Origin of the sequence: Acinetobacter sp. WCHAc060033, from assembly GCF_004209125.1 — a bacterium.
GTDB classification, from domain to species: domain Bacteria; phylum Pseudomonadota; class Gammaproteobacteria; order Pseudomonadales; family Moraxellaceae; genus Acinetobacter; species Acinetobacter wuhouensis.
In genome coordinates this window covers 13763-35420 of the sequence record NZ_SGSW01000012.1, presented here as the reverse complement: position 1 = coordinate 35420, position 21658 = coordinate 13763, and the positions used below count along the sequence as shown (strand labels likewise).

The window sequence follows — 21658 nt, the reverse complement described above, 5'->3', positions numbered from 1 at the left end:
ACTAAATATCAGATATTTTTTGCATAAGTATTGTGAATGGATGAAATAATTTTATTTCCAACCTCATAAAAAAAGGCGCCGAAGCGCCTTTTTTAGATCAAACAACTTAGCCTTGTTGACGCGCTTGTTGTTCTTTTAACAAATCTTGGTAGCTTACAGCTTCATCAGTCACTTTTGCAGCAGCAAGAATGTGATCAACTACTTGATCTTCTAACACAACGCCTTCAATTTGAGCACGCTGTTGTTTGTCATTTTTGAAGTATTCGATCACTTCAGTTGGATCTTCATAAGAAGAAGCCATATCTTCGATATAAGCATCTACACGAGTTTGATCCACTTCAAGTTTAGCATCAGCCAATACTTTGCTTACTAAGATGCCAAGTTTAACTGATTTTTCAGCTTGTTCTTTGAACAATTCATCTGGAAGCATGCTGCTGTCAAATGCTTTTGCACCTTGAGCACCAAACTGTTGAGTGAATTGTTGAATCATTTGTTGACGTTGACGATCAATTTCTTGAGCTAACATAGACTCAGGAACTTCAACTTCGTTTGCAGCAACAAGCGCATCAAAAGTTGCACCTTTCACTTGGTTACGAAGACCGTTTTTCACTTCACGTTCCATGTTTTTACGAACGTCAGCTTTTAATTTTTCAACGCCTTCTTCTTCAGTTAGACCAAAGATTTTTAAGAATTCAGCATCAATTTCAGGAAGTTTTTGTTTTTCAACAAGCTTCACAGTGATTTTGAATTGAGCAGCTTTACCTGCAAGGTTTTCAGCTTGGTAGTCTTCTGGGAAAGTTACGTCGATAACTTTCTCTTCGCCTTTCTTCATACCAACGATACCGTCTTCGAAGCCAGGGATCATACGACCAGAACCTAATACAAGTTTAAAGTCTTCAGCAGCGCCGCCTTCAAACTTCTCACCATCAACAGTACCTTCGAAGTCGAAAGTTACTTGCATGTCTTTTTTAGCCATGCCTTTAGTTTCAGTCCATTCAGCACGTTGCTTTTGAAGGTTTTCAAGCATTACGTCTACATCTTTGTCATTCACTTCAGATGATTTACGTGTTACTTCAAGACCGTCAAATTTAACTTCAACTTCAGGGTAAACTTCTACAGTTGCTTGATAAACTAAAGCATCATCTTTGTTTTCAACTTTGTCGATGTTTGGCATACCAACAGCATTGATTTTTTCTTGTTGAATCGCTTCAAAAACAGTGTCACGAATTACATCGTTCACTACTTCTTGATAAATACCCGCACCATATTCGCGACGTACAACGTCTAATGGCACTTTACCTGGACGGAAACCATTGATTTTCGCAGTTTTAGCAGTGCGTTTTAAGCGAGCTTCAAATTGCGCGTTCACACGGCTCGTCGGTACAGATACATTTAAACGACGGGCAACGCCCGAAACCGCTTCAGAAGTTACTTGCATGGCTTCCTCGATAGAATTTAGTAATTACAGTTTTTTAAAAAGTGCCACATTATATGACAACATTAAAGGATATACAAAACAGGATAACGAAACTATCGTTTTTTTTCTTAGCTTTCTAGTCATTATTATTTTTTTCAATGTTTTAGAATAATTACTCATTTTTGTACATTTTTTATTGCAAACGATAAACTTTATCATTATCATTTGTTTGTTTTTTATATTTTATTTATTTTCATATATTTATCTCGTCCACTTGGAATTCTATTTATGAGTACATCCCCACTCTGCCCACTCGCACTTGCGATCCTGAGCATTACTGCAAGTTCAGCATTTGCAAATACAGCTAGTCCTGAAAACACCACGACATCTCATCAACTTTCTACCATTGTGGTTACTGCATCTGGATTTGAGCAAGATATTAAAAATGCTCCTGCAACAATGACAGTAATTACCGCCGAAGATTTTAAAAATAAAAGAATAAACTCAATTGCTGATGCATTAGTTGATGTTGAAGGTGTCGATATTAGTCCAACAGCGGGGAAAACAGGTGGATTGAACATTCGTATTCGAGGAATGGACTCTGAATACACTTTAGTTTTAGTCGATGGTCGTCGTCAGAATAGTACAGGTGACATCACACCAAATGGTTTTGGTGAATCCAATAATAGTTTTATTCCGCCTATTTCTGCGATTGAACGAATCGAAATTATCCGCGGCCCTGCGTCAACATTATATGGTTCTGACGCAATGGGTGGTGTGGTCAATATTATCACCAAGAAAGTAAGCAATGAATGGACAGGTGCTGTAACACTTGAGGGAACGATAAATCCAAACTCTTCAGACTTTGGTAACCAACGTTCTGCTGATGCATATTTATCAGGACCAATTATTAAAGATCTTCTAGGTGTTCAGCTTCGTGGAAGAAAAGCAGAAAGAAGCCAATCTCATGTGACTCGTACTGATGATAAAGATGACGCTATTGAACTCAGTATGGGAAATAACCCAACCAAGTCAGATTTAGAAACGATCGGTCTGCGTTTTACTTTAACACCGACGGATAACCATGATATTTCTGCTGAATATGAACAGACAGAACAATGGTATGACAATTCACTCGGTCAATTAGGTACGTTGGGTGCAAATGGTGGTTATGACAAAGCACAAGAATACAATCGTGAAAAACTAACCCTAGCACATACTTGGCGAACTCATCTTGGCACTTTAGATTCGAGCATTACGAACACCCAAACTGAAACGATTGGTCGTTTGATTCCTTCACGTGCGCAAAACGGCTCTACAAATATCACTCCACGTTTATTAGAGAGTGAAGATACTATTTTTGATACAAAATTCACGACTCAACATTTCAGCGGTCACAATATTACGGTTGGCGGTCAATGGTGGGATGCCAGTATTAAAGATGGTTTAAGAGTAAATAAAGAGATTTCTTTTGAACAATTAGGCTTATTTGCTGAAGACACTTGGGCACTTACAGATGCCCTAGCGCTAACATTAGGTTTACGCTTTGATGATCATGATACTTTTGGTGACTTTTGGACACCTCGTGCGTATTTAGTATGGAATGCCAATGATAACTGGACGTTCAAAGGTGGATATTCAGAGGGATATAAAGCACCTCGTTTAGAGCGTCTAACTACTGGTATTTATAATGTGGGTGGACAAGGTCGTAGTCCTTTATTTGGTAATCCTGATTTAAAGCCAGAAACCAGTAAAAACTTCGAACTCGGTGCATATTTTAGTAATACATCAAACTTTGACGCCAATATCAGTGCATTCTACAATAAAGTTGAAGATAAGATTGTTTCTGGTCCTATCGAAAAAACCTGTGATGCCAACATCAATAAAGCTGAATGTGAGCAATTCATGGCGAGCATCGGAACGCCTTGGGTGATGCAAGCGGGCGATACGGGTAGTCGTGCATGGACAATTTCTCGTTCAATGAATGCAGAAGAAGCAGAAATCTATGGTATTGAAACAGGTCTAAACTGGTCATTCTTACCTACTTGGAAATTTGGCTTAAATTACACATGGACAGAAACTGAAATTAAAGATTCAAAACTAGGGAATCCACCTCTTAATGATACACCTAAGCATATCGTGAATGCCTCTTTAAAATGGCAAGCGGATGACAATATTCAATTGTGGGCAAGAGGTGAATACCGAAGTGACCGTGCTCGTTTTACATCAACATATGAAAACCTAAGTGCAGCCAATAAAAAAGTTTATGATGCTTTAGGCGACTATGAATCATATGCCCTGCTGCATCTTGGTTCAAACTTTACAATTAACAAAAACTGGGATGTTGGTGTAGCTTTATATAACGTATTTGATAAAAACTTTATCGATTATGAAAAAGTAGATTCAAGTTATTACAACCGATATAGCAATACGCAGGAAGGACGTCGTGTACAACTCAGTACAACGTTTAAGTTTTAATTTAATTAATAATATTTAAAAATCTACCTAAAAAACCCATTAATTGGATAAAAATTAATGGGTTTTTATTATTCTATAATAGCAATATCTATTTCGCACTATTTCACAACTCATTTTTATTCTTATCCCACGCTCTCAAACCTCACTTTAAAAAGCTGTTTGAATCTTCAACAAACTTACTTAATGATAAAACAGCATCCATGAACCATCCTTTTTTTAACATTTTGAAATACTTCAATTTTCAAAAAATTAAATAAATATCAATATTTTATTTTAAAAATATCTTTTCCTTAATTTATTTAGACGAATTTCAATGAGAAAACCATCGACAATTTCAATAAAAAACAGATGCAACAAAAAACAAGAATCATTATTATTCGCATACAAATTTACACTACTCTTTGTGAGTCACGTATGTCTTTTATCAAATCACGCAAAAAGATTGTTTCAACCGCAATCGCCTCTTCTCTTTCTGTTATTGCAACAGCAGCGATCGCACAAGAAGAAACAACACAACTTCCAACAATTAAAGCACAAGCGACTGCTGAACAAAGTTTAAAAGTAGATGAATCTGCAAATAAAAAATTTGTTGCACCTTTACTAGATACGCCTAAGTCAGTTTCTGTGATCTCAAAACAATTGATCGAGGATACTCAGGTTACAACTTTGAGTGATGCACTTCGTACCGTTCCTGGTATTACTTTGGGTGCAGGTGAAGGTGGTAATCCAAATGGTGACCGTCCTTTCATTCGCGGTTATAACTCTGAAAGCTCTATGTATGTTGACGGTGTACGTAATTCAACTTCACAAAACCGTGAAATGTTCGCTGTAGAACAAGTTGAAGTGACCAAAGGTTCTGCATCTGCTATGGGCGGTGCTGGTACTTCAGGTGGTAGCATCAATATGATTTCTAAAGTTGCTAAAAAAGGTGACTTTTTAGAAGGTTCTGTTGCAGGCGGTACAGATAACTATCAACGTATTACTTTAGATGGTAACAAAGACTTTGGTAACGGCGTTGCAGCACGTGTTGCTGTGATGGGTCACCATAACGAAAAAGCAGGTCAAGATGATGGCGCTGAATACAAACGTGCAGGTATTGCACCAAGTATTACTTTTGGTTTAGATACACCAACTCGTGCGACGTTAAGCTATTATTACTTAAGAACTGACGATACTCCTGATTCAGGTATTCCTTACAACAATCCATTTGCAGCAACCAATGCAAATGCTGGTTTGAACGGAAATGGTAAACCTATTGATGTTAAACAAGGCATCTATTATGGATGGAAAGACCGTGATTTCCAAAAACAAGAAAATCAAGTAGGTACGATCAAATTAGAACATGATTTAACTGATGATTTAACACTTACTAATACGGCAGTATATAACAAGTCTAAAAATGATTACCTCTGGACAAACCCTGATGACTCTAAAGGTAACTTCTACTCTGCTACAGGTGCATTAACAGGCAATGTCTGGGCACGTGCAAACTCCCGTATTGCTGATACAGATACATTTACTGATCAGCTGGCTCTGACAGGTAAATTTAATACAGGCGCACTCAAACACAGCTTCAACTTAGGTGCTGAATATTCAGACCAGGAAACTGATCGTACCCAGTATATTATCAACGGTAAGGACGCTACAGGTACTTCGTATGCTTGTGGTTCAGCAGTGACATCTACAGGTCCTGGATGTGTTAATGTCAATAACCCTGAACGCTATGGTTTCAATGGAACGTTAAGTACTCAAGGCGCTGACCAATACAACATCCAGTCTAAATCCACCTCTGTATATTTCCTAGACAGCATTGAATTTAACCCGCAATGGATCCTTGATCTTGGTGTTCGCTGGGATAAGTTTGAAACAGATCAGGTCATGACTTATGGCGCATTAAACAGTGCTGTGACAGCTGCAAAACCTACAGCTAAAGTAGGTGACAAACTTAAACTGAACAGTGACTCAGACTTTTTCAATTACCAAGCTGGTTTAACATTTAAACCACGCGAAAATGGTTCTGTTTATATCAGCTATGCTACCTCTGCAAATCCTGTCGGTGTAGATGGTGGCGATGGCTCAGAAGGGATCGGTGCGCCAGGTCGTAACACGACAGAAGAACAAGCTCGTGCGATGAACAATTTAAAGCCAGAAGAAGTTAAAACTTATGAAATTGGCACAAAATGGGATGTTCTAAATGATAAGCTAAACTTAACTGCTGCAATTTTCCGTACTGAAAAAGAAAATACCAAAGCAGTTACTACTGATGGATTTACACGTAATATCGGTGAAACTCGTGTAGATGGTCTTGAACTTGGTGCTAATGGCAATATCACTGAAAAATGGGCTGTAAGCGCTGGTTATACCTATTTAGATAGCGAACTTGTTGATGATGGTCCAAAAGAAACAAATGAAGGGAACCAAGTTCAAAACGTTGCTAAAAACTCAGCTACTCTTTGGACGACTTACCAAGTACTTCCACAGTTAAATTTAGGTGTTGGTGCTATTGCAATGGATAAAGTCTATGGCAATGCTGCAAATACTAAATTTGTACCAGGTTATGTCCGTTACGATGCTATGGCACGTTATAACGTAAACAAAAATGTTGATTTACAACTTAACCTAAACAACCTTTCAGACAAACGCTACTTCACTAAAGCATATTCTTCACATTATGCAACAGAAGCTGAAGGTCGTAGTGCAGTATTATCTTTAAACTTTAAATACTAAGTTTTCAATACACTGATCGAACTATAAAATAGCCCCTACTCCTAGGGGCTATTTTTATGCTTGTCTTTAAGTAGTTAAATTTTACCAAATATTAAAAAAATCTCATTATTCATATAGTTAAAGACATGCTTTCATCGTTTTCATTATTGTTTTAATAAATCAAAACTTAAAAATCAAACATAATTTCCAAATATAAATAAGAATAATCACCATTGTTATTGATAAGTATTCTCATTATTATTCGCACCATTGTTACACTATTTAACAAAGCCTTCATGAACTCTGCACAATTTTCTCCAGAACTATTGTGCAGTGCTTATGAACATGAATTATCTATTTTAAGGGATTCCAACATGGCACAAATCAAAAGCCGAAAACTCAATAAATCTGCATCATTTATTGCAATTGCTGCATCGTTGCCTTTATTTGTACATGCTGCGCAAACTGATGTTTCTCAGCTACCTACGATAGATGTTAAAGCTGAAAAGACAGAAGAGAATCCTTATAAAGTAGACAAAGTTAGCTCAGCAAAATACACACAGCCTTTGGTTGATACACCTCAAACAGTTTCGATTATTTCAAAAGCAATTATTCAAGAACAAGGTGCAACTTCTTTAGTTGAAGCTTTGCGCAACACACCGGGGATTACTTTACAGCTGGGTGAAAATGGGAATACCAGTGCTGGTGATACGTTCCAAATGCGTGGTTTTTCAACTCAAACCTCTACTTATCTTGATGGTATCCGTGACTTAGGTGCAATCAGCCGTGATGTATTCAACTTAGAACAGATCGAAGTTGTAAAAGGTCCATCAGGTTCTGAAACAGGTCGTGGTTCAGCATCAGGTTATATTAATCTTGTGAGTAAACTCCCTTCTCTGACTAACAGCCGTTCTGTTTCAGCACGTTATAACACCGCAGAAAATGGTCGTTTATCAGCTGACTTAAACCAAGCCATTAATGGAAGTACTGCTGTTCGTCTCAATGTCATGGGACAAGATGGTGGTGTGGAAGGTCGTGATGTCGTAGAAAGTAATAGCTATGCCATCGCACCATCGATCGCCTTTGGTTTAGATACAGATACACGCTTCTATCTATATTCCCAACATGTGCGTCAACGTAATATTCCAGATGGTGGCATCCCTGCTGTTGGGCATAAAGGTTTCTGGAATGCAGACTCTATTTTAGCAACAGCACCGAAAGTAGATTTTGAAAATTATTATGGTAGCAAAAATGATTATGAAGATATTGACTCTAATTTAGTGAGTGCAAAAATCGAAAGTGATTTAGCCAACAATTTAAAGTTTACGAACTTAACACGCCTTGGCAAAACCCAAATGGATCGAGTACTTACAGGGACTGGTGCACTCAATCGCAACAATTCTACAGATCCTTCAAAATGGACACTAACACGTTCAAGACAAGGGGTAGATCAGACCAATAAAATTTTAGCAAACCAGTCAACCTTAAACTGGAATGTTAAAACTGGGGCAATTGAACACAATGTCGTTGCTGGATTAGAACTCTTACAAGAGCAACAAATCACAAAACCACTGGCTGCTGCAACAGGTACAACGACGACGCCTGCAAATCTTTATAGACCAAATTATAAAACTGACGTATTTGCACCAGTTACACATACAGGTGCAAAAAATGATGGTCAAACGGATACCGCGGCTGTGTTCTTATTTGATACTTTAAAAATGTTAGATAACCGCTTACAGTTTAACACAGGCATTCGTGTTGATTATTACGACACAGATTATGATTCACTCAGCGCAACCAACGTACTCAGTTCTTTTTCTGCTCACGATACTTTAGTCAGTTGGAAATTAGGCGCACTGTTTAAACCAACAGAAAAAAGTAGTGTCTATGCTGCATATGCAAAATCATTGACACCTCCAGGCAGTGCAAACTTTAGCTTATCTGCAACAGGAGCGAATAGTTCAGCAGCGAAACCACAAGAAACACATAACTATGAAGTGGGTACAAAATGGGACTTACTCAATGACAAATTAGCAGTCAATGCGGCAGCATATTACACTGTCAATGAGAATCAATTTACTCAAGATGCGATCACTCTTGAATCTGTACAAGAAGGTAAAACCATCGTTAAAGGTGTAGAACTGAGTGCAGTAGGCAAAATTACCGATGCTTGGAACATCTCAGCAGGTATTGCTCACATGAAAACTGAGCAAGAAGATCAAATCAGTGTCAATGCAACAACAGGAGTAGTGACAAAAACTGATAGTGTTCGTTGGTCACCTGAATGGACTGCAAGTTTATGGTCTACTTACAAATACAAAGGGTTTAACATCGGTCTAGGCGCACGATATGTAGATGATCAAAAGCGTGTTATTACCGACAGTACAGCTCCAGCAGCAATGCCTTCTATTCCAGGTTATGTGGTTTTTGATGCTTTAGCAGGTTATAGCTTTAAAAATGCCTCAGTGAACTTAAACGTCTATAACCTTGCAGATAAAGAGTACCTCAATACACTGAATAATGGAGGTAGTCGTGTTTCTATTGGACAACCTCGTTCTGCTGCATTATCGGTAAACTACAAGTTCTAAAAGTTCAAATTCTCCTAAATTTACATTTAGTTGAATGTCAAAAAGTAGTACATTCTTAGCGAGTGTACTACTTTATTATTTGTACAAAATATTGTTTCAAAGAGTGATCCAAGCCAATGATGTTACATATTCCAGCAGTATTAACAAAACAACAAGTCGCTGAGTTTCGAGCACAGTTACAAGATGAAAAACTTTGGCTCAATGGCAAATTAAGTGCAGGCTCACAAGCTCAACAGATTAAGAATAATTTACAAGTTGATGTTCATCACGAAGTCTACCAAGAGATCTCAACTCAAGTTTTAAAAGCGCTCAAAAACAATCTTTTGGTACAATCAGCAGGACTGCCTAAACACATTTTACAACCGATGCTGAACTGTTATCAGGACAGTGGCAACTACGGTAATCATGTTGATAATGCAGTGCAATTTTCATCACTCACAGGGCAAATGATTCGTACCGATGTGTCGATGACTGTTTTTTTATCTGATCCTGAAGAATACGAAGGTGGTGAGCTGATCGTAGAAGATAACTATGGTTGTCATGAAGTTAAACTCGATGCAGGCGATGCAATTCTCTACCCTGCGACCAGTTTACATCGTGTTGAACCTGTCACTTCAGGAAAACGTATCGCAGCATTTACATGGATGCAAAGCATGGTCAAAGATGATTGGCAACGTACCATGTTGTTTAATCTAGACATGACGATTATCAAACTCCGTCAACAGTTGGGTGATAATGAAGAAGTGGTGAGTTTGACTAGCCATTATCATAATTTGCTTCGTCAATGGGGAGATTTATAAACATGGCAGAAACACAGCAAATCCTCGCTCCATTGACACAAATCCCTGCGTATTTACAAACCATTGCAGATTATGAAATTCAGGCGCAGAAACATCTGTCTGATATGGTGTGGCACTATCTACAAGGCGGTGCAATGGATGAACAGAGTGTCAGAAATAATTTACAACAATTTCAAAACATTCAACTCGTTCCAAGATTGCTCAATGACCTGACGCAAGGTTCAACCGAGATTGAAATCTTTGGACAGAAATTTCCGCATCCGATTTTTCTTGCACCGATTGGACATCAACAACAGTTCCATCCTGATGCAGAAGCAGCCACCGCTTTGGCAGCTGAAGTATTGGGAAGCAATATGCTATTGAGCACTTTCACCAATACCGACATGCGACATTTAAAACAAGAAAATCCTTTGAAATGGTTTCAACTGTATTGGCAAGGTGATCGGGAAAAATCATTGGCTTTGGTACGCCTTGCAGAGCAACAAAACTTTAAAGCCATTGTAATCACAGTGGATTCTCCACATACAGGCATTCGAGATCGTGAGCGTCGTGTGTTTTTCCAACTACCCGAAGGCATGCAACATCCACATACACCTGCACATATTCCCCTACCTGAATTAGAAGCGCATCAACATCCTGTATTTGAAGGTTTAATGCAAATTGCACCGAAATGGGCGGACATCGAATTTATCATTGTAAACACAGATTTACCTGTGATTTTAAAAGGCGTACTACATCCGCTTGATGCTAAAAAAGCAGTAGAAATCGGTGTGCAAGGCTTAATCATTTCTAATCACGGTGGGCGTGTTTTAGATACGTCTATTTCTCCACTGAAAGCCTTAGAAAAAATCAAAGCTGTGGTTCCTGCTAATTTTCCACTCTTACTCGATGGCGGTATCCGTCGCGGAACTGATGTTTTTAAAGCTTTGGCAATGGGTGCTTCTGCAATCTTGATTGGTCGCCCTGCGATTTATGGCTTGTCCGTCGCAGGGGCTTTAGGTGTGGCGCATGTATTGAAAATCTTGAAGGAAGAATTTGAAATTACTATGGCTTTGATGGGAACAGCTACCGTGAAAGAAATCAATAAAGAATATATTTTTCACGATTAAGCTTTTTAAAGGAAATTTTTCTCTCAACTTATATTTTTTGTGCAAATTAAGGAAATTATTTCCAAGACAACTGTTTTAGAATTAATCTCAAGTTAAACCATTTGCAAGTCATCCGTATATAAGCTGAGTTATATTACCCACGATGAAGCTTATTTAAATTTACAGCATTTTTTGTAAAAACACTTGTAAATTGAACAGATAGACACAATCTATATATGTAGTAAGTTGCCTTTATCCCTTGTCTTTACCGAAGCAACGAGCAACAAGAACTACACAAGGAGTTACCTCATGATGTTGGCTGATCCAAGTAAAAAATATCGTCGCATGTATCAACGTGTAGACTTGCCTGACCGTCAATGGCCAAACAACGAAATCAATAAAGCGCCGATTTGGATGAGCACGGATCTTCGTGATGGTAACCAAGCGATTTTCGAACCGATGAACATTGAACAAAAATTCAAAATGTTCCAAATGTTGGTGAAAATTGGCTTTAAACATATTGAAATTGGCTTTCCATCTGCATCACAAGTGGATTTTGATTTCACTCGTAAATTGATCGAAGAAGGTCATATTCCTGATGATGTTTATATCGAAGTTTTGGTTCAAGCACGTGATCATTTGATCGCACGTACTTTTGAATCTTTACAAGGTGCAAAACGCGCGATTGTGCATATCTACAACTCAAACTCGCCAACCTTCCGTCAGAAAGTGTTGAATGTTGATGTTGCAGGTGCAAAACAATTGGCAATCAATGCTGCAACCAAAGTCAAAGAATATGCAGCAAAACAGCCTGAAACAGATTTTATTTTCCAATACAGCCCTGAATGCTTTACTGCAACTGAATTAGAAGTCGCAAAAGACGTTTGTGATGCTGTGACTGAAATTTGGGAAGCGTCGCCTGAAAATAAAGTGATTTTGAACTTGCCTGCAACGGTTGAAGTTTCAGGCCCGCATGTCTATGCCGACCAAATCGAATGGATGCACCGTAACATCCAACGTCGTGATGGCGTGATCATTTCAGTTCATTGTCATAATGACCGTGGTTGTGGTATCGCTGCTTCTGAATTGGCAATCATGGCAGGTGCAGACCGTGTTGAAGGTTGTGTGTTTGGGAATGGTGAACGTACAGGTAACGTCGACGTTGCTGCGATTGCCTTGAACATGTATACCCAAGGTGTGCCATGTGAATTGGATTTCTCAAACATCAATGAAATCATTGCCACTGTTGAAGAATGCACAGGCTTGCCTGTACATCCACGTCATCCGTATGCAGGTGATTTGGTCTTCACAGCATTCTCAGGTTCACACCAAGATGCGATTAAAAAAGGTTTCGAGTTCCAAAAGAACGAAGAAATGTGGGATATGCCTTACTTGCCAATCGACCCACGTGATTTAGGTCGTGACTACGATGCAGTGATTCGTGTTAACTCACAATCAGGTAAAGGCGGTATTGCGTACTTGTTGGAATCGAACTACAACGTGGTATTACCTCGTCGTTTACAAGTTGAATTCTCGCAAGTGGTTCAACAAGTGGCTGATGATGAAGGTGTTGAAGTTACTGCACAGCAAATTTGGACATTGTTCAAAGACACTTATGTTGCTGCAAAAGATGCCCATTATTCAGCGAAAAACTATCGTTTGTCGGATGAAAATGGCAACCAAGTGATTGAACTTGATATTGAAGTGAATGGTGAAACTCAGCATTTACGTGGTGAAGGTAACGGTCCTATCTCTGCAATTTTGAATGCACTTCAATTGCCGATTGATGTCTTGAACTATGAAGAACGCAGTATTAGCTCAGGTGCACATGCAAAAGCTTTGGCATTGATTGAATTACAAGTTCAAGGTAAAGGTAAATCTGCATTCGGTGCAGGGGTTCATGACAATATCGTCACATCATCTATTGAAGCGATTATTGCAGCAACCAACCGCTTGATTGATCAAGGTGTACTTAGCACAGACCAAGTGATTGCTGCTGCCGTATAAATCAAGGCGAATGTGCCTGATCGATATAAGCCATATCAATTAAAAGACTTTAGAAAGGATGCCTCTAGTGGTATCCTTTCTTTTATGTATTCATTAGAAATGAGTATTTTCACGAATCAAAGAATGAACAACTTTACAGGCTAAAGTGCTATTAAATCAGCAATGAAAATCCTTTCTCCTTAAGCGCAATAAAGCATCGCTTTGTTAAAGCACAAGAGGTCGTTGGAGATGGTTCAGATGAGGGTAAATAATTACCTCTCCCTTACCCTCTCCTAAAAAAAGAGGGAACTTTCTTTGCGAAATATAGTCAAGTTCAAATGATCAAAACCAGGCGTTTTCCGATCAAAAATTGATTTATGAAAATTACCTATTTCTCAAAATTTAAGGCGAACATTTCCTGTGTCTTTTCCAGCTGATTCGGTGGGGATCGTAACCCCACAAAAGTTTGAATTTGAAGAACCTTTAGAACTTGAGTGTGGTCGAATGTTGCCACGCTATGAAATCATGGTGGAAACGTATGGCGAACTGAATGCAGATAAATCCAATGCGATTTTGATTTGTCATGCACTTTCAGGGCATCATCACGCGGCGGGTTATCATCATGAAGATGATAAAAAAGCGGGTTGGTGGGATGCCTGCATCGGACTAGGAAAAGCCATTGATACCTCAAAATTCTTTGTGGTTGCACTGAATAATATTGGTGGCTGTAGCGGTTCTACAGGACCAACTTCTCCAAATCCTGAAAATGAAAATCGTCCTTATGGACCAGACTTCCCTCTCGTGACTGTACGTGATTGGGTTAAAACTCAAGCCTTGCTTTCAGATCGTTTAGGTATTGATGTATGGTACTCGATCATTGGTGGATCATTGGGCGGTATGCAAGCTTTACAATGGTCAATTGATTATCCTGATCGTTTGAAAAATTGTGTGATTATTGCTTCTGCACCGAAACTTTCAGCACAAAATATTGCCTTTAACGAAGTGGCGCGTCAGTCGATTTTGTCAGATCCAGACTTTCACAATGGTCGCTATTTAGAACATGATAGTTATCCTAAACGTGGCTTAATCTTGGCACGTATGGTCGGTCATATTACCTATCTTTCTGAAGAAGCGATGAAACAAAAATTTGGTCGTGACTTAAAGTCGGGCAAATTTATGTATGGTTTCGATGTCGAATTCCAAGTTGAAAGCTATTTGCGTTATCAAGGTGAGCAATTTAGCCGTAACTTTGATGCCAATACTTATTTGATCATGACCAAAGCCTTGGACTATTTCGATCCATCTCGTGAATATGAGCAATCATTAACCCGAGCATTATCAAATACTAAATGCCGCTTTATGGTAATTTCATTCACGACCGATTGGCGTTTTAGCCCACAACGCTCACAAGAAATTGTCAATGGATTGATTACCAATCATAAACCTGTCAGTTATTTAGATATTGATGCTGAACAAGGTCATGACTCATTCCTCTTCCCTATTCCGTTGTACGTCAAATCTTTACGTGCATTTTTAGGTGGTACTGAACACCTTAATTCAACACCTAAGGAGGCTGTGTAATGCGTATTGACCAACAACTTGCCGAAAAATGGATTAATCCTGGCGCAAGCGTGCTTGATTTAGGCTGTGGTGATGGTGAATTATTGTCACAAATGAGCAAAAAACATCAAATTCAGGCATACGGTTTAGAAATTGATCAAGAAAAGATTGCAATTGCGGTCAGCAAAGGGTTAAATATTATCCAACAAGACTTAAACCTCGGTTTGGGACGCTTTGCCGACCAGTCTTTTGACTATGTGGTGATGGCACAAGCTTTACAAGCTGTAGATGCACCCGATGTGCTTCTGCGCGATATGGTGCGTGTAGGGAAACAAGCAATTATTACGTTTCCTAATTTTGCGTATTGGAAAACTCGTTCATTCCTTGCTTTAAAAGGGATGATGCCTGTTTCTGATGCCTTACCGTATATGTGGTACAATACACCCAATATCCACCTATGCACCTTTCGTGATTTTGAAGCCCTGTGTGCTGAAAATCAGATTCAAATTATTGACCGACTCGCTGTAAATGGGAACCAACAAGGCAGTTTTTTAAGCAAAGCTGTACCGAATTTGTTTGGCGAAGTCGCGATCTATCGAGTGAGCGCTATATGAAAAAATTATTATTAGGCAGTACATTATTTTTTGGGCTGCTCAGTATTCAAGCCCATGCGGACTATGTCCCACAACAACAGCAATCTGTTTCACAAATGGCTGCGCAATATGCGCACATGGATGTTAACTCTTTGCAAAAAGCAGCGAAAGCTGGACAGCCTGCGGCTCAATTTTATTTAGCAACCCATTACCAAGCAGGTAGTGGTGGTGTTTCTAAAGATTTAAAACAAGCTTTTACTTGGTTTAAAGCTGCGGCTGATCAAGGTATTTCATCAGCTCAATTGAATGTGGGTCGTATGTATGCAGATGGTTTAGGTGTTTCTAAAAGTGAAACTTCTGCTCGCCAATACTTTGAAAAAGCAGCAAGCCACGGCGACAACCGTGCCAGCTTTAACTTAGCAGTGATGGAAGAGCAAAAGAAAAACTACATGGGTGCTTACCAGTGGTATGAGCTTTCAACACGTGATGGCATGTTAGACAATAAAGTCATCAACATGTCGCAAAGCAAAAAAACGGCTTTGGCTGCCAATTTAACCCAAGATCAAATCCGTACTGCAACACAACGTGCAGATCAATGGATTCAAGCACAATAAGCTGACCATTAAAACTGAAAGCACCGCAAGGTGCTTTTTTTTATTGCCATAACACAACATTTGCCTATCCAACGTCGGCTTCGTGAATAAGAGCCATATTTTTATACAATAAGAACTGTAATGATGAACTCAATATTTAAATAAAAAATACGGAAGTTAGAATGAAATCAGTTGTCTGCCAAAATGCTGAATTAACCATAGAACACCTTGCTGAACTTAAGCCCTCCAAAGGACAAGTACTACTTGAAGTCGTCCGTTGTGGAATCTGTGGTAGTGATTTACACATGCAACATAACTGTGACCATATGCATAATTTAGCTGCAAAAGTTGGCTTCCAAGGTTTAGCAAAAAATGCAGATAAATTTGTCATGGGGCATGAATTTTGCGGAAAAATCATGGATTATGGACCAAAGACACGTAAGAAGTTCAAAACCGATACGCTCGTCTGCGCTATGCCTTTATTGCAATTCGATGATTTAGGCTATCAATCCACGGGATTGTCACCAAATGCATCGGGTGGTTATGCAGAACAAGTATTAGCGCAATCTAGTCTGATGTTTGAAGTTCCCAATGGTTTAGATGCTGACAGTGCTGCCATGACTGAACCGATGGCTGTTGCTTTACATGCCGTTCGACGTAGCCGAATCAAAAATAGTGAGCCTGCAATTGTTATTGGTTGTGGTCCTGTAGGACTCGGTATTATCTTAATGCTCAAAGCAGCAGGCGTGAAAAAAGTCATTGCCAGTGACTTTTCTGCCAATCGTCGTAAACTGGCTGAACGTTGTGGTGCAGATGTAGTGATTGACCCTGCGCAAAACTCCCCTTTTGAAAACTGGAAAGAACTTGGCTTACTTGGTAATGCTGCCGATGCGCTCAATTATGGTTTAGGTATTTTCGATAAAATTCAGGCGACAGGAATGCCATGGTGGCATGCTTGGAGAGTTGCAGATAAATTAGGTGCATTACCTAAACGTGCAGTGATTTTTGAATGTGTCGGTGTACCTGGAATTTTGCAACATATCATTGACGGCGCACCATTATTTTCAAAAATCATTGGTGTAGGTGTTTGTATGCAAAGCGATCGTATTGAGCCTGCTTTGGCGATTAATAAAGAAATCGAAATGCAATTTGTACTGGGTTATACGCCTTTAGAATTTCGTGACGCTTTACATATGATTGCAGAAGGCAAAATTGATTGCTCACCGCTGATTACAGGCATCGTGGGTTTAGATGGCGTGATTAATGCTTTTTCTGCGCTACGTGATCCTGAATTACATGCAAAAATTTTGGTTGACCCTAAGAAAGTTGGTTCAGATATTTCAATGAAATAAATTGAATCACTCAATTAGCCTTTTTGTGTAAAACCGCAATGAGGCTAATTGATTCGGATGTCTGTTTAATTTAAATCTAAAATCATTTAAATATTACGATGAGAACTCGGAACAATGAATGAAATCTTTAAGCAGCTCATCCAATATGAATGCCAACTGCATCATGCTGATCGAAAAAACTTAATCATACTCGATCAATATTTACATACAGATTTTAAAGAGTTTACAAAGTCTGGACGAGTTGTCCATAAAGCCGAAATGATCAATGCGCTTTTAAATGATGTAGACTCAGATATCATTCATGCACAGGATTTTCAATTTCAAGCATTATCTAATCAAGGTATGTTATTGACTTACTTAAGTTATCAGATCAATACCATAACACAGGATAAATATAATTTTGCTTTGCGCTCTTCCATTTGGATCATGAATGATCAAGGTCTATGGCAAATGATTTTTCATCAAGGTACACCACAAGTTCAAGCTGGTGATGATAAGCTCTGAAAATATGATAAAAAATACTACTTCGCTTAACTCGTACGTATACGTATTTTAGCCATTTTTATCGGAATCTTTGCCCGCCCTTTTGATTGGCGACCACCCTCCTCTGCATGGAATTGTTTAAATTTGATCAAGGATTAAAAGATTTATTTATTCTTATTCCGATAACTCTAGTGGTATGTGTTACTTATATTCTCAGTCAAAATTCAGATATTATTGAATTAAAACAAAGTTTAGATGAAATCATTTCCAAGAAAGCCAAAAATATTCAATAAAACACGATAACTAAAAATTGAAAGGAATTTAATACATAGAATCCGTTAAACTATCCCCCACGATTCAAACTCAGAGCAATTGAAATGTCTGCACAAGATTGGTTATCCCAAGGAACACTGGTACTCGCAAGTAATAACAAAGGTAAAATTGCTGAATTTGAAAAAATGTTTGCTGAGTTAAAACTACCTGTTGAAGTGATTCCTCAAGGAAAACTCAATATCGAAGATGCAATTGAAGATGGTTTAAGCTTTATTGAAAATGCCATTATCAAAGCACGTCATGCTTCTAAAATTTCAGGAAAACCTGCGATTGCGGATGACTCAGGTATCTGTGTACCTGTTTTAGGTGGCGCACCTGGCATCTATTCCGCACGCTATGCAGGTGAACACGGCAATGATGCGGCGAATAACGAAAAACTTTTAGAAAATTTAAAACCTTTACGTAAAAGTGATCAACCAATACAAGGCATGTTCGTTTGTGTATTGGCTTTGGTACAACATGCCGAAGATCCATTGCCACAAATTTTCCAAGGCATTTGGCAAGGTGAAGTTTTAGAACAAGCTCGTGGTGAAAATGGTTTTGGTTATGATCCTTTATTCTGGTTACCTAAGCTCAATATCTCAAGTGCCGAAATGAGTAAGGAAGAAAAGAATAAAATCAGCCATCGTGGACAAGCGATGCAATTATTTAAAGCAAGTTTAGAAAAGTAAGCCCCTATGGGAAGTCCGCCCTCCTTTTTCAAAAGTGAGGGACATGTTCCGCAAGGGTAGATTTAAACTTATGAGCAAGAAAGACGTTCTATTATTCAAATTATTTATTGGTGTTACTCACTTTAAAATAAAGATGTCTTTTAAAAATAATTTTAAAACTTATTTGACGGAGTCTTACATCAATTATTTTGATTTAGGGATTAGCCTGCGGCTCGCCTTACTTTTCTTACGGGAAAAGTAAGCAAAACCATTGTCATCCGCAAAACTCGTCAAATACCATCATCTGATTGATAGATCGCAGAAACATTAACTTATAGATGTAGTCCTGCCTCAAACACGTTGCGGATGACGTTAACGCGTATCAACTTCCATGGAGATCAAAATAAGTTTTTTATGCTACTGCGTAACATCAGTTACTTAAGTCATTTACAATAACTGCACCACCACACCATAAATCACACACACCACCACACTGACAATCGTTCCAGAAGCAATATATTTGGCTGAAACACCTGTGCCTTGATAATGTGTTTCCAACGCTACAATATTGGCAGCTGGAGGCAAACAAAATAATAGAAACATCACGCCAATATAGGTATTAATATTCGGAAGTTGTAAAAGAAAATAAGCCATGCCACACAAAATCAAACCACAAAACATTTTCAATACAGCAAGTTTGACACTGGTTTGTATATCCGCCCAATGTACTTTGGTTTTTCGCAACCACATGCCTAAAACACACATGCCAGCAAAACTCATGCTCCATTTCGCCAAAGTGTAAATCCATTCAACAATCAGATTATTTTGAAAATGTTGTACATCAAAACAGCGTAAAACACCTGCAACAATCAAGGCGATTACAGGCGGAGATTGCAGCATTTTTTTCAATAAATATAACTTTGGCTGTGGTTCAGAACTGACCGAGGTCACCGCCCATGAATTACCAAAAATAGATACCCCAATATAGAGTGGAATCATTGCCATACTGTGTTCTGTTCCAAAAATCGCGATCGCAATTGGAAAGCCCAACCACGCCATATTGGTATAGCTAAAACACAATGAAGCCAAGCGATCTTTTGACAGTTGCAGAAAGACAAAGAACAGAATAAAGCATGAGAAAAAAGCAAATAAAATTAAAGTGATGCTACCCGATTTATAAAACACCATATTGTAAATAATCACAATCGGGATAAAAATTCGAGCCAGCAATAAGGACAATAATGGCTTTAATTCTGCCGAAAACTTGCTACTTGCCAGTATCAAACCACACATAAATGATAAAACTGGAAATAACAACGCCATGATCCTACACCTGATTCTCAAATCATGACTATAGTACCACTTTAAAAATTGATGCATTTAAGCAATTGAAAAAATTAACCAGAAGCCCCCTGTCTTTAAATTGAAATATTAATGTCACCTTTTTGTCATGCAGAACTGTTGTTATAGCTGTTAATAAAATAGGAGTTAAAACTATGGCTGGCTTATCAATTTGGCATGTACTGATTTTTGCTATTGTGGTGATTTTGCTTTTCGGTACATCTAAACTCAAAAACCTTGGTAAAGATGTTGGTGGTGCAGTTAAAGACTTTAAAAAATCAATCAAAGAAGATGAAGCAACGACCACATCTGCAACTGAAGCACGTACGATTGAGCATCAAACCACTCATACTGATGTGAACTCTACGGTAAAACACTAATCGGTGAGGCGTAGATCATGTTAGATGTAGGATTTTCAGAACTTTTAGTTTTCGGCATCATTGCCCTGTTGGTGCTTGGTCCTGAAAAACTCCCTGAAGCTGCACGATTTGCTGCAAAGTGGTATAGCAAATTTAAACGTGCAATCAGCAATGTTCAAAATGACATTGATCGTGAATTACGTCTTTCTGAGTTTAGAGAGCAGATGCAACAAGAGATGCAACGCATTCAAGAGCTTGAAAAGAAAATGGAAGCTCAAATGCAAGAGTTACAACAACAAAAAATCTTGGCAGAACAAGAAACATCTTTAGAATCAAAAACATTTAATAAGTCAATAAACTACTATAAAACAGATATTTCCATGCCATTGATTTACCAATCAAAAAACTGGTTTGAACATCAAAACTGTAGCCAACCGACACTTCGAATCGTGCCAATTGAAACAAATACACCTGAACTTAAGGTAGCTGTATGACCGAATCTTTATTACCTCAAGTACAAACAGATCCTTCGAGTGATACCCCTCAACTAGAGGCAATGCCGATTACTCAGCATTTGGTTGCATTGAGAAGGCATTTATTTAAAATCGTCGGTGTATTGATTGCGGTATTTTTTTGCTTATTACCCTTCGCCAATAAAACCTACATTACTTTATCAGAACCACTTAGAAAACAACTCCCTGCAAATTCAACCATGATTGCCACGGATGTAACAGCAACATTCATGGCACCCTTTAAGTTGAATTTTTTCATTGCGCTGATGATTGCAATGCCTTTTATCATTTATCAGTTATGGGCATTCATCAAACCTGCGCTGTACGAGAAAGAAAAAAATCTGGCTTTTCCTTTGTTATTTGGCAGTATTATCTTATTTTACGCAGGCGTTGCATTTGCCTACTTTATTGCACTCCCCTCTATACTGCATTTTTTTATCAGTGTTTCTCCTGAAACTGTTGCACCAATGACTGATATTAATAGCTACCTCAGTTTTTGTTTAAAACTATTTTTGGTCTTTGGTTTGACCTTTGAAATTCCGATTATTACATTAGTTCTTATTTTAATCGGTTTAGTGAGCACTAAAACCTTAGCAGAGAAACGTCGTTTCATAGTCGTTGGCTGTTTCTTCGTATCAATGTTTATTACACCACCAGATGCAATTTCAATGATCATGCTCGCAGTTCCGATGTGGATGTTGTTTGAAATCGGTTTAGTGCTGGGCAAACTGATCGAGAAAGGCAAAAAAAGCGAAGCTTAAATACAACTAACCAGTTTTAAAGTTTCAGCCGTGGCTTGGGTCTTAAGCCACGGCT

At 38.5% G+C, this 21658-nt stretch carries 17 protein-coding genes; 15 read left to right on the top strand and 2 right to left on the bottom strand.

Annotated elements, in window-relative coordinates; translation table 11 throughout:
- Nucleotides 1–106: 106 nt before the first annotated feature.
- A complete protein-coding gene (gene tig / locus EXE10_RS07120; RefSeq protein ID WP_087552390.1) occupies nt 107–1438 on the bottom strand; it encodes a trigger factor in 1332 nt (443 codons plus the stop codon).
- A 267-nt stretch (nt 1439–1705) separates the two neighbouring features.
- On the opposite strand from tig, the gene EXE10_RS07115 reads away from it, so the two are divergent.
- From EXE10_RS07115 to rdgB, 12 genes are all read left to right on the top strand, one after another.
- On the top strand, nt 1706–3895 hold the full coding sequence (locus tag EXE10_RS07115; protein ID WP_130112879.1) for a TonB-dependent receptor domain-containing protein: 2190 nt from the start codon (nt 1706–1708) through the stop codon (nt 3893–3895).
- Nucleotides 3896–4309: 414 nt separating this feature from the next.
- A complete protein-coding gene (locus tag EXE10_RS07110) occupies nt 4310–6622 on the top strand; it encodes a TonB-dependent receptor (RefSeq protein WP_068973063.1) in 2313 nt (770 codons plus the stop codon).
- A 353-nt stretch (nt 6623–6975) separates the two neighbouring features.
- Nucleotides 6976–9192 (top strand): catecholate siderophore receptor Fiu, encoded by a 2217-nt coding sequence (locus EXE10_RS07105; RefSeq protein WP_130112878.1) that lies wholly within the window; start codon nt 6976–6978, stop codon nt 9190–9192.
- 116 nt (nt 9193–9308) lie between these two features.
- Nucleotides 9309–9992 carry a Fe2+-dependent dioxygenase gene (locus EXE10_RS07100; protein WP_130112877.1) on the top strand — a complete coding sequence of 228 codons (684 nt, stop codon included), beginning with the start codon at nt 9309–9311 and terminating at the stop codon, nt 9990–9992.
- Nucleotides 9993–9994: 2 nt separating this feature from the next.
- Nucleotides 9995–11101, top strand: a complete 1107-nt coding sequence (locus tag EXE10_RS07095) for an alpha-hydroxy acid oxidase (protein ID WP_130112876.1) — start codon at nt 9995–9997, stop codon at nt 11099–11101.
- A 288-nt stretch (nt 11102–11389) separates the two neighbouring features.
- Nucleotides 11390–13087 (top strand): 2-isopropylmalate synthase, encoded by a 1698-nt coding sequence (leuA, locus tag EXE10_RS07090; RefSeq protein WP_087552384.1) that lies wholly within the window; start codon nt 11390–11392, stop codon nt 13085–13087.
- A 399-nt stretch (nt 13088–13486) separates the two neighbouring features.
- The gene (metX, locus tag EXE10_RS07085) at nt 13487–14647 is read left to right on the top strand and encodes a homoserine O-succinyltransferase MetX (protein ID WP_130112875.1); all 1161 of its coding nucleotides are present in this window, start codon (nt 13487–13489) and stop codon (nt 14645–14647) included.
- Nucleotides 14647–15240, top strand: coding sequence for a methionine biosynthesis protein MetW (gene metW / locus EXE10_RS07080; protein WP_068973057.1), 594 nt, complete (start codon nt 14647–14649; stop codon nt 15238–15240). Before metX ends, metW begins: the two co-directional genes overlap by 1 nt.
- Nucleotides 15237–15833 carry a tetratricopeptide repeat protein gene (locus tag EXE10_RS07075; RefSeq protein ID WP_087552383.1) on the top strand — a complete coding sequence of 199 codons (597 nt, stop codon included), beginning with the start codon at nt 15237–15239 and terminating at the stop codon, nt 15831–15833. The genes metW and EXE10_RS07075 overlap by 4 nt, the downstream gene beginning before the upstream one ends.
- 161 nt (nt 15834–15994) lie before the next feature.
- Nucleotides 15995–17164 carry a zinc-binding dehydrogenase gene (locus EXE10_RS07070; protein WP_130112874.1) on the top strand — a complete coding sequence of 390 codons (1170 nt, stop codon included), beginning with the start codon at nt 15995–15997 and terminating at the stop codon, nt 17162–17164.
- A 114-nt stretch (nt 17165–17278) separates the two neighbouring features.
- The gene (locus EXE10_RS07065) at nt 17279–17668 is read left to right on the top strand and encodes a DUF4440 domain-containing protein (protein WP_130112873.1); all 390 of its coding nucleotides are present in this window, start codon (nt 17279–17281) and stop codon (nt 17666–17668) included.
- A gap of 356 nt (nt 17669–18024) precedes the next feature.
- Nucleotides 18025–18651 carry an RdgB/HAM1 family non-canonical purine NTP pyrophosphatase gene (gene rdgB, locus EXE10_RS07060; protein WP_130112872.1) on the top strand — a complete coding sequence of 209 codons (627 nt, stop codon included), beginning with the start codon at nt 18025–18027 and terminating at the stop codon, nt 18649–18651.
- Between the two features lie 426 nt (nt 18652–19077).
- On the opposite strand, the gene EXE10_RS07055 is transcribed toward rdgB, so the two are convergent.
- A complete protein-coding gene (locus tag EXE10_RS07055; protein WP_130112871.1) occupies nt 19078–19953 on the bottom strand; it encodes a permease in 876 nt (291 codons plus the stop codon).
- 173 nt (nt 19954–20126) lie between these two features.
- Here EXE10_RS07055 and tatA point away from each other — a divergent pair, with 173 nt between their 5' ends.
- From tatA to tatC, 3 genes are read left to right on the top strand one after another with little or no spacing between them, the layout of a single operon-like run.
- The gene (gene tatA, locus EXE10_RS07050) at nt 20127–20351 is read left to right on the top strand and encodes a Sec-independent protein translocase subunit TatA (RefSeq protein WP_068973052.1); all 225 of its coding nucleotides are present in this window, start codon (nt 20127–20129) and stop codon (nt 20349–20351) included.
- Between the two features lie 17 nt (nt 20352–20368).
- The gene (gene tatB / locus EXE10_RS07045; protein ID WP_130112870.1) at nt 20369–20824 is read left to right on the top strand and encodes a Sec-independent protein translocase protein TatB; all 456 of its coding nucleotides are present in this window, start codon (nt 20369–20371) and stop codon (nt 20822–20824) included.
- Entirely contained in the window at nt 20821–21603 is a 783-nt protein-coding gene (tatC, locus tag EXE10_RS07040) for a twin-arginine translocase subunit TatC (RefSeq protein ID WP_130112869.1), read from the top strand. The genes tatB and tatC overlap by 4 nt, the downstream gene beginning before the upstream one ends.
- The last annotated feature ends 55 nt before the right edge of the window (nt 21604–21658 follow it).

Excerpts from the sequence above, each read along its gene's own strand:
- tig (WP_087552390.1), bottom strand. The coding sequence starts at position 1,438 with ATGCAAGTAACTTCTGAAGCGGTTTCGGGCGTTGCCCGTCGTTTAAAT.
- EXE10_RS07115 (WP_130112879.1), top strand. The coding sequence starts at position 1,706 with ATGAGTACATCCCCACTCTGCCCACTCGCACTTGCGATCCTGAGCATT.
- EXE10_RS07110 (WP_068973063.1), top strand. The coding sequence starts at position 4,310 with ATGTCTTTTATCAAATCACGCAAAAAGATTGTTTCAACCGCAATCGCC.
- EXE10_RS07105 (WP_130112878.1), top strand. The coding sequence starts at position 6,976 with ATGGCACAAATCAAAAGCCGAAAACTCAATAAATCTGCATCATTTATT.
- EXE10_RS07100 (WP_130112877.1), top strand. The coding sequence starts at position 9,309 with ATGATGTTACATATTCCAGCAGTATTAACAAAACAACAAGTCGCTGAG.
- EXE10_RS07095 (WP_130112876.1), top strand. The coding sequence starts at position 9,995 with ATGGCAGAAACACAGCAAATCCTCGCTCCATTGACACAAATCCCTGCG.
- leuA (WP_087552384.1), top strand. The coding sequence starts at position 11,390 with ATGATGTTGGCTGATCCAAGTAAAAAATATCGTCGCATGTATCAACGT.
- metW (WP_068973057.1), top strand. The coding sequence starts at position 14,647 with ATGCGTATTGACCAACAACTTGCCGAAAAATGGATTAATCCTGGCGCA.
- EXE10_RS07075 (WP_087552383.1), top strand. The coding sequence starts at position 15,237 with ATGAAAAAATTATTATTAGGCAGTACATTATTTTTTGGGCTGCTCAGT.
- EXE10_RS07070 (WP_130112874.1), top strand. The coding sequence starts at position 15,995 with ATGAAATCAGTTGTCTGCCAAAATGCTGAATTAACCATAGAACACCTT.
- EXE10_RS07065 (WP_130112873.1), top strand. The coding sequence starts at position 17,279 with ATGAATGAAATCTTTAAGCAGCTCATCCAATATGAATGCCAACTGCAT.
- rdgB (WP_130112872.1), top strand. The coding sequence starts at position 18,025 with ATGTCTGCACAAGATTGGTTATCCCAAGGAACACTGGTACTCGCAAGT.
- EXE10_RS07055 (WP_130112871.1), bottom strand. The coding sequence starts at position 19,953 with ATGGCGTTGTTATTTCCAGTTTTATCATTTATGTGTGGTTTGATACTG.
- tatA (WP_068973052.1), top strand. The coding sequence starts at position 20,127 with ATGGCTGGCTTATCAATTTGGCATGTACTGATTTTTGCTATTGTGGTG.
- tatB (WP_130112870.1), top strand. The coding sequence starts at position 20,369 with ATGTTAGATGTAGGATTTTCAGAACTTTTAGTTTTCGGCATCATTGCC.
- tatC (WP_130112869.1), top strand. The coding sequence starts at position 20,821 with ATGACCGAATCTTTATTACCTCAAGTACAAACAGATCCTTCGAGTGAT.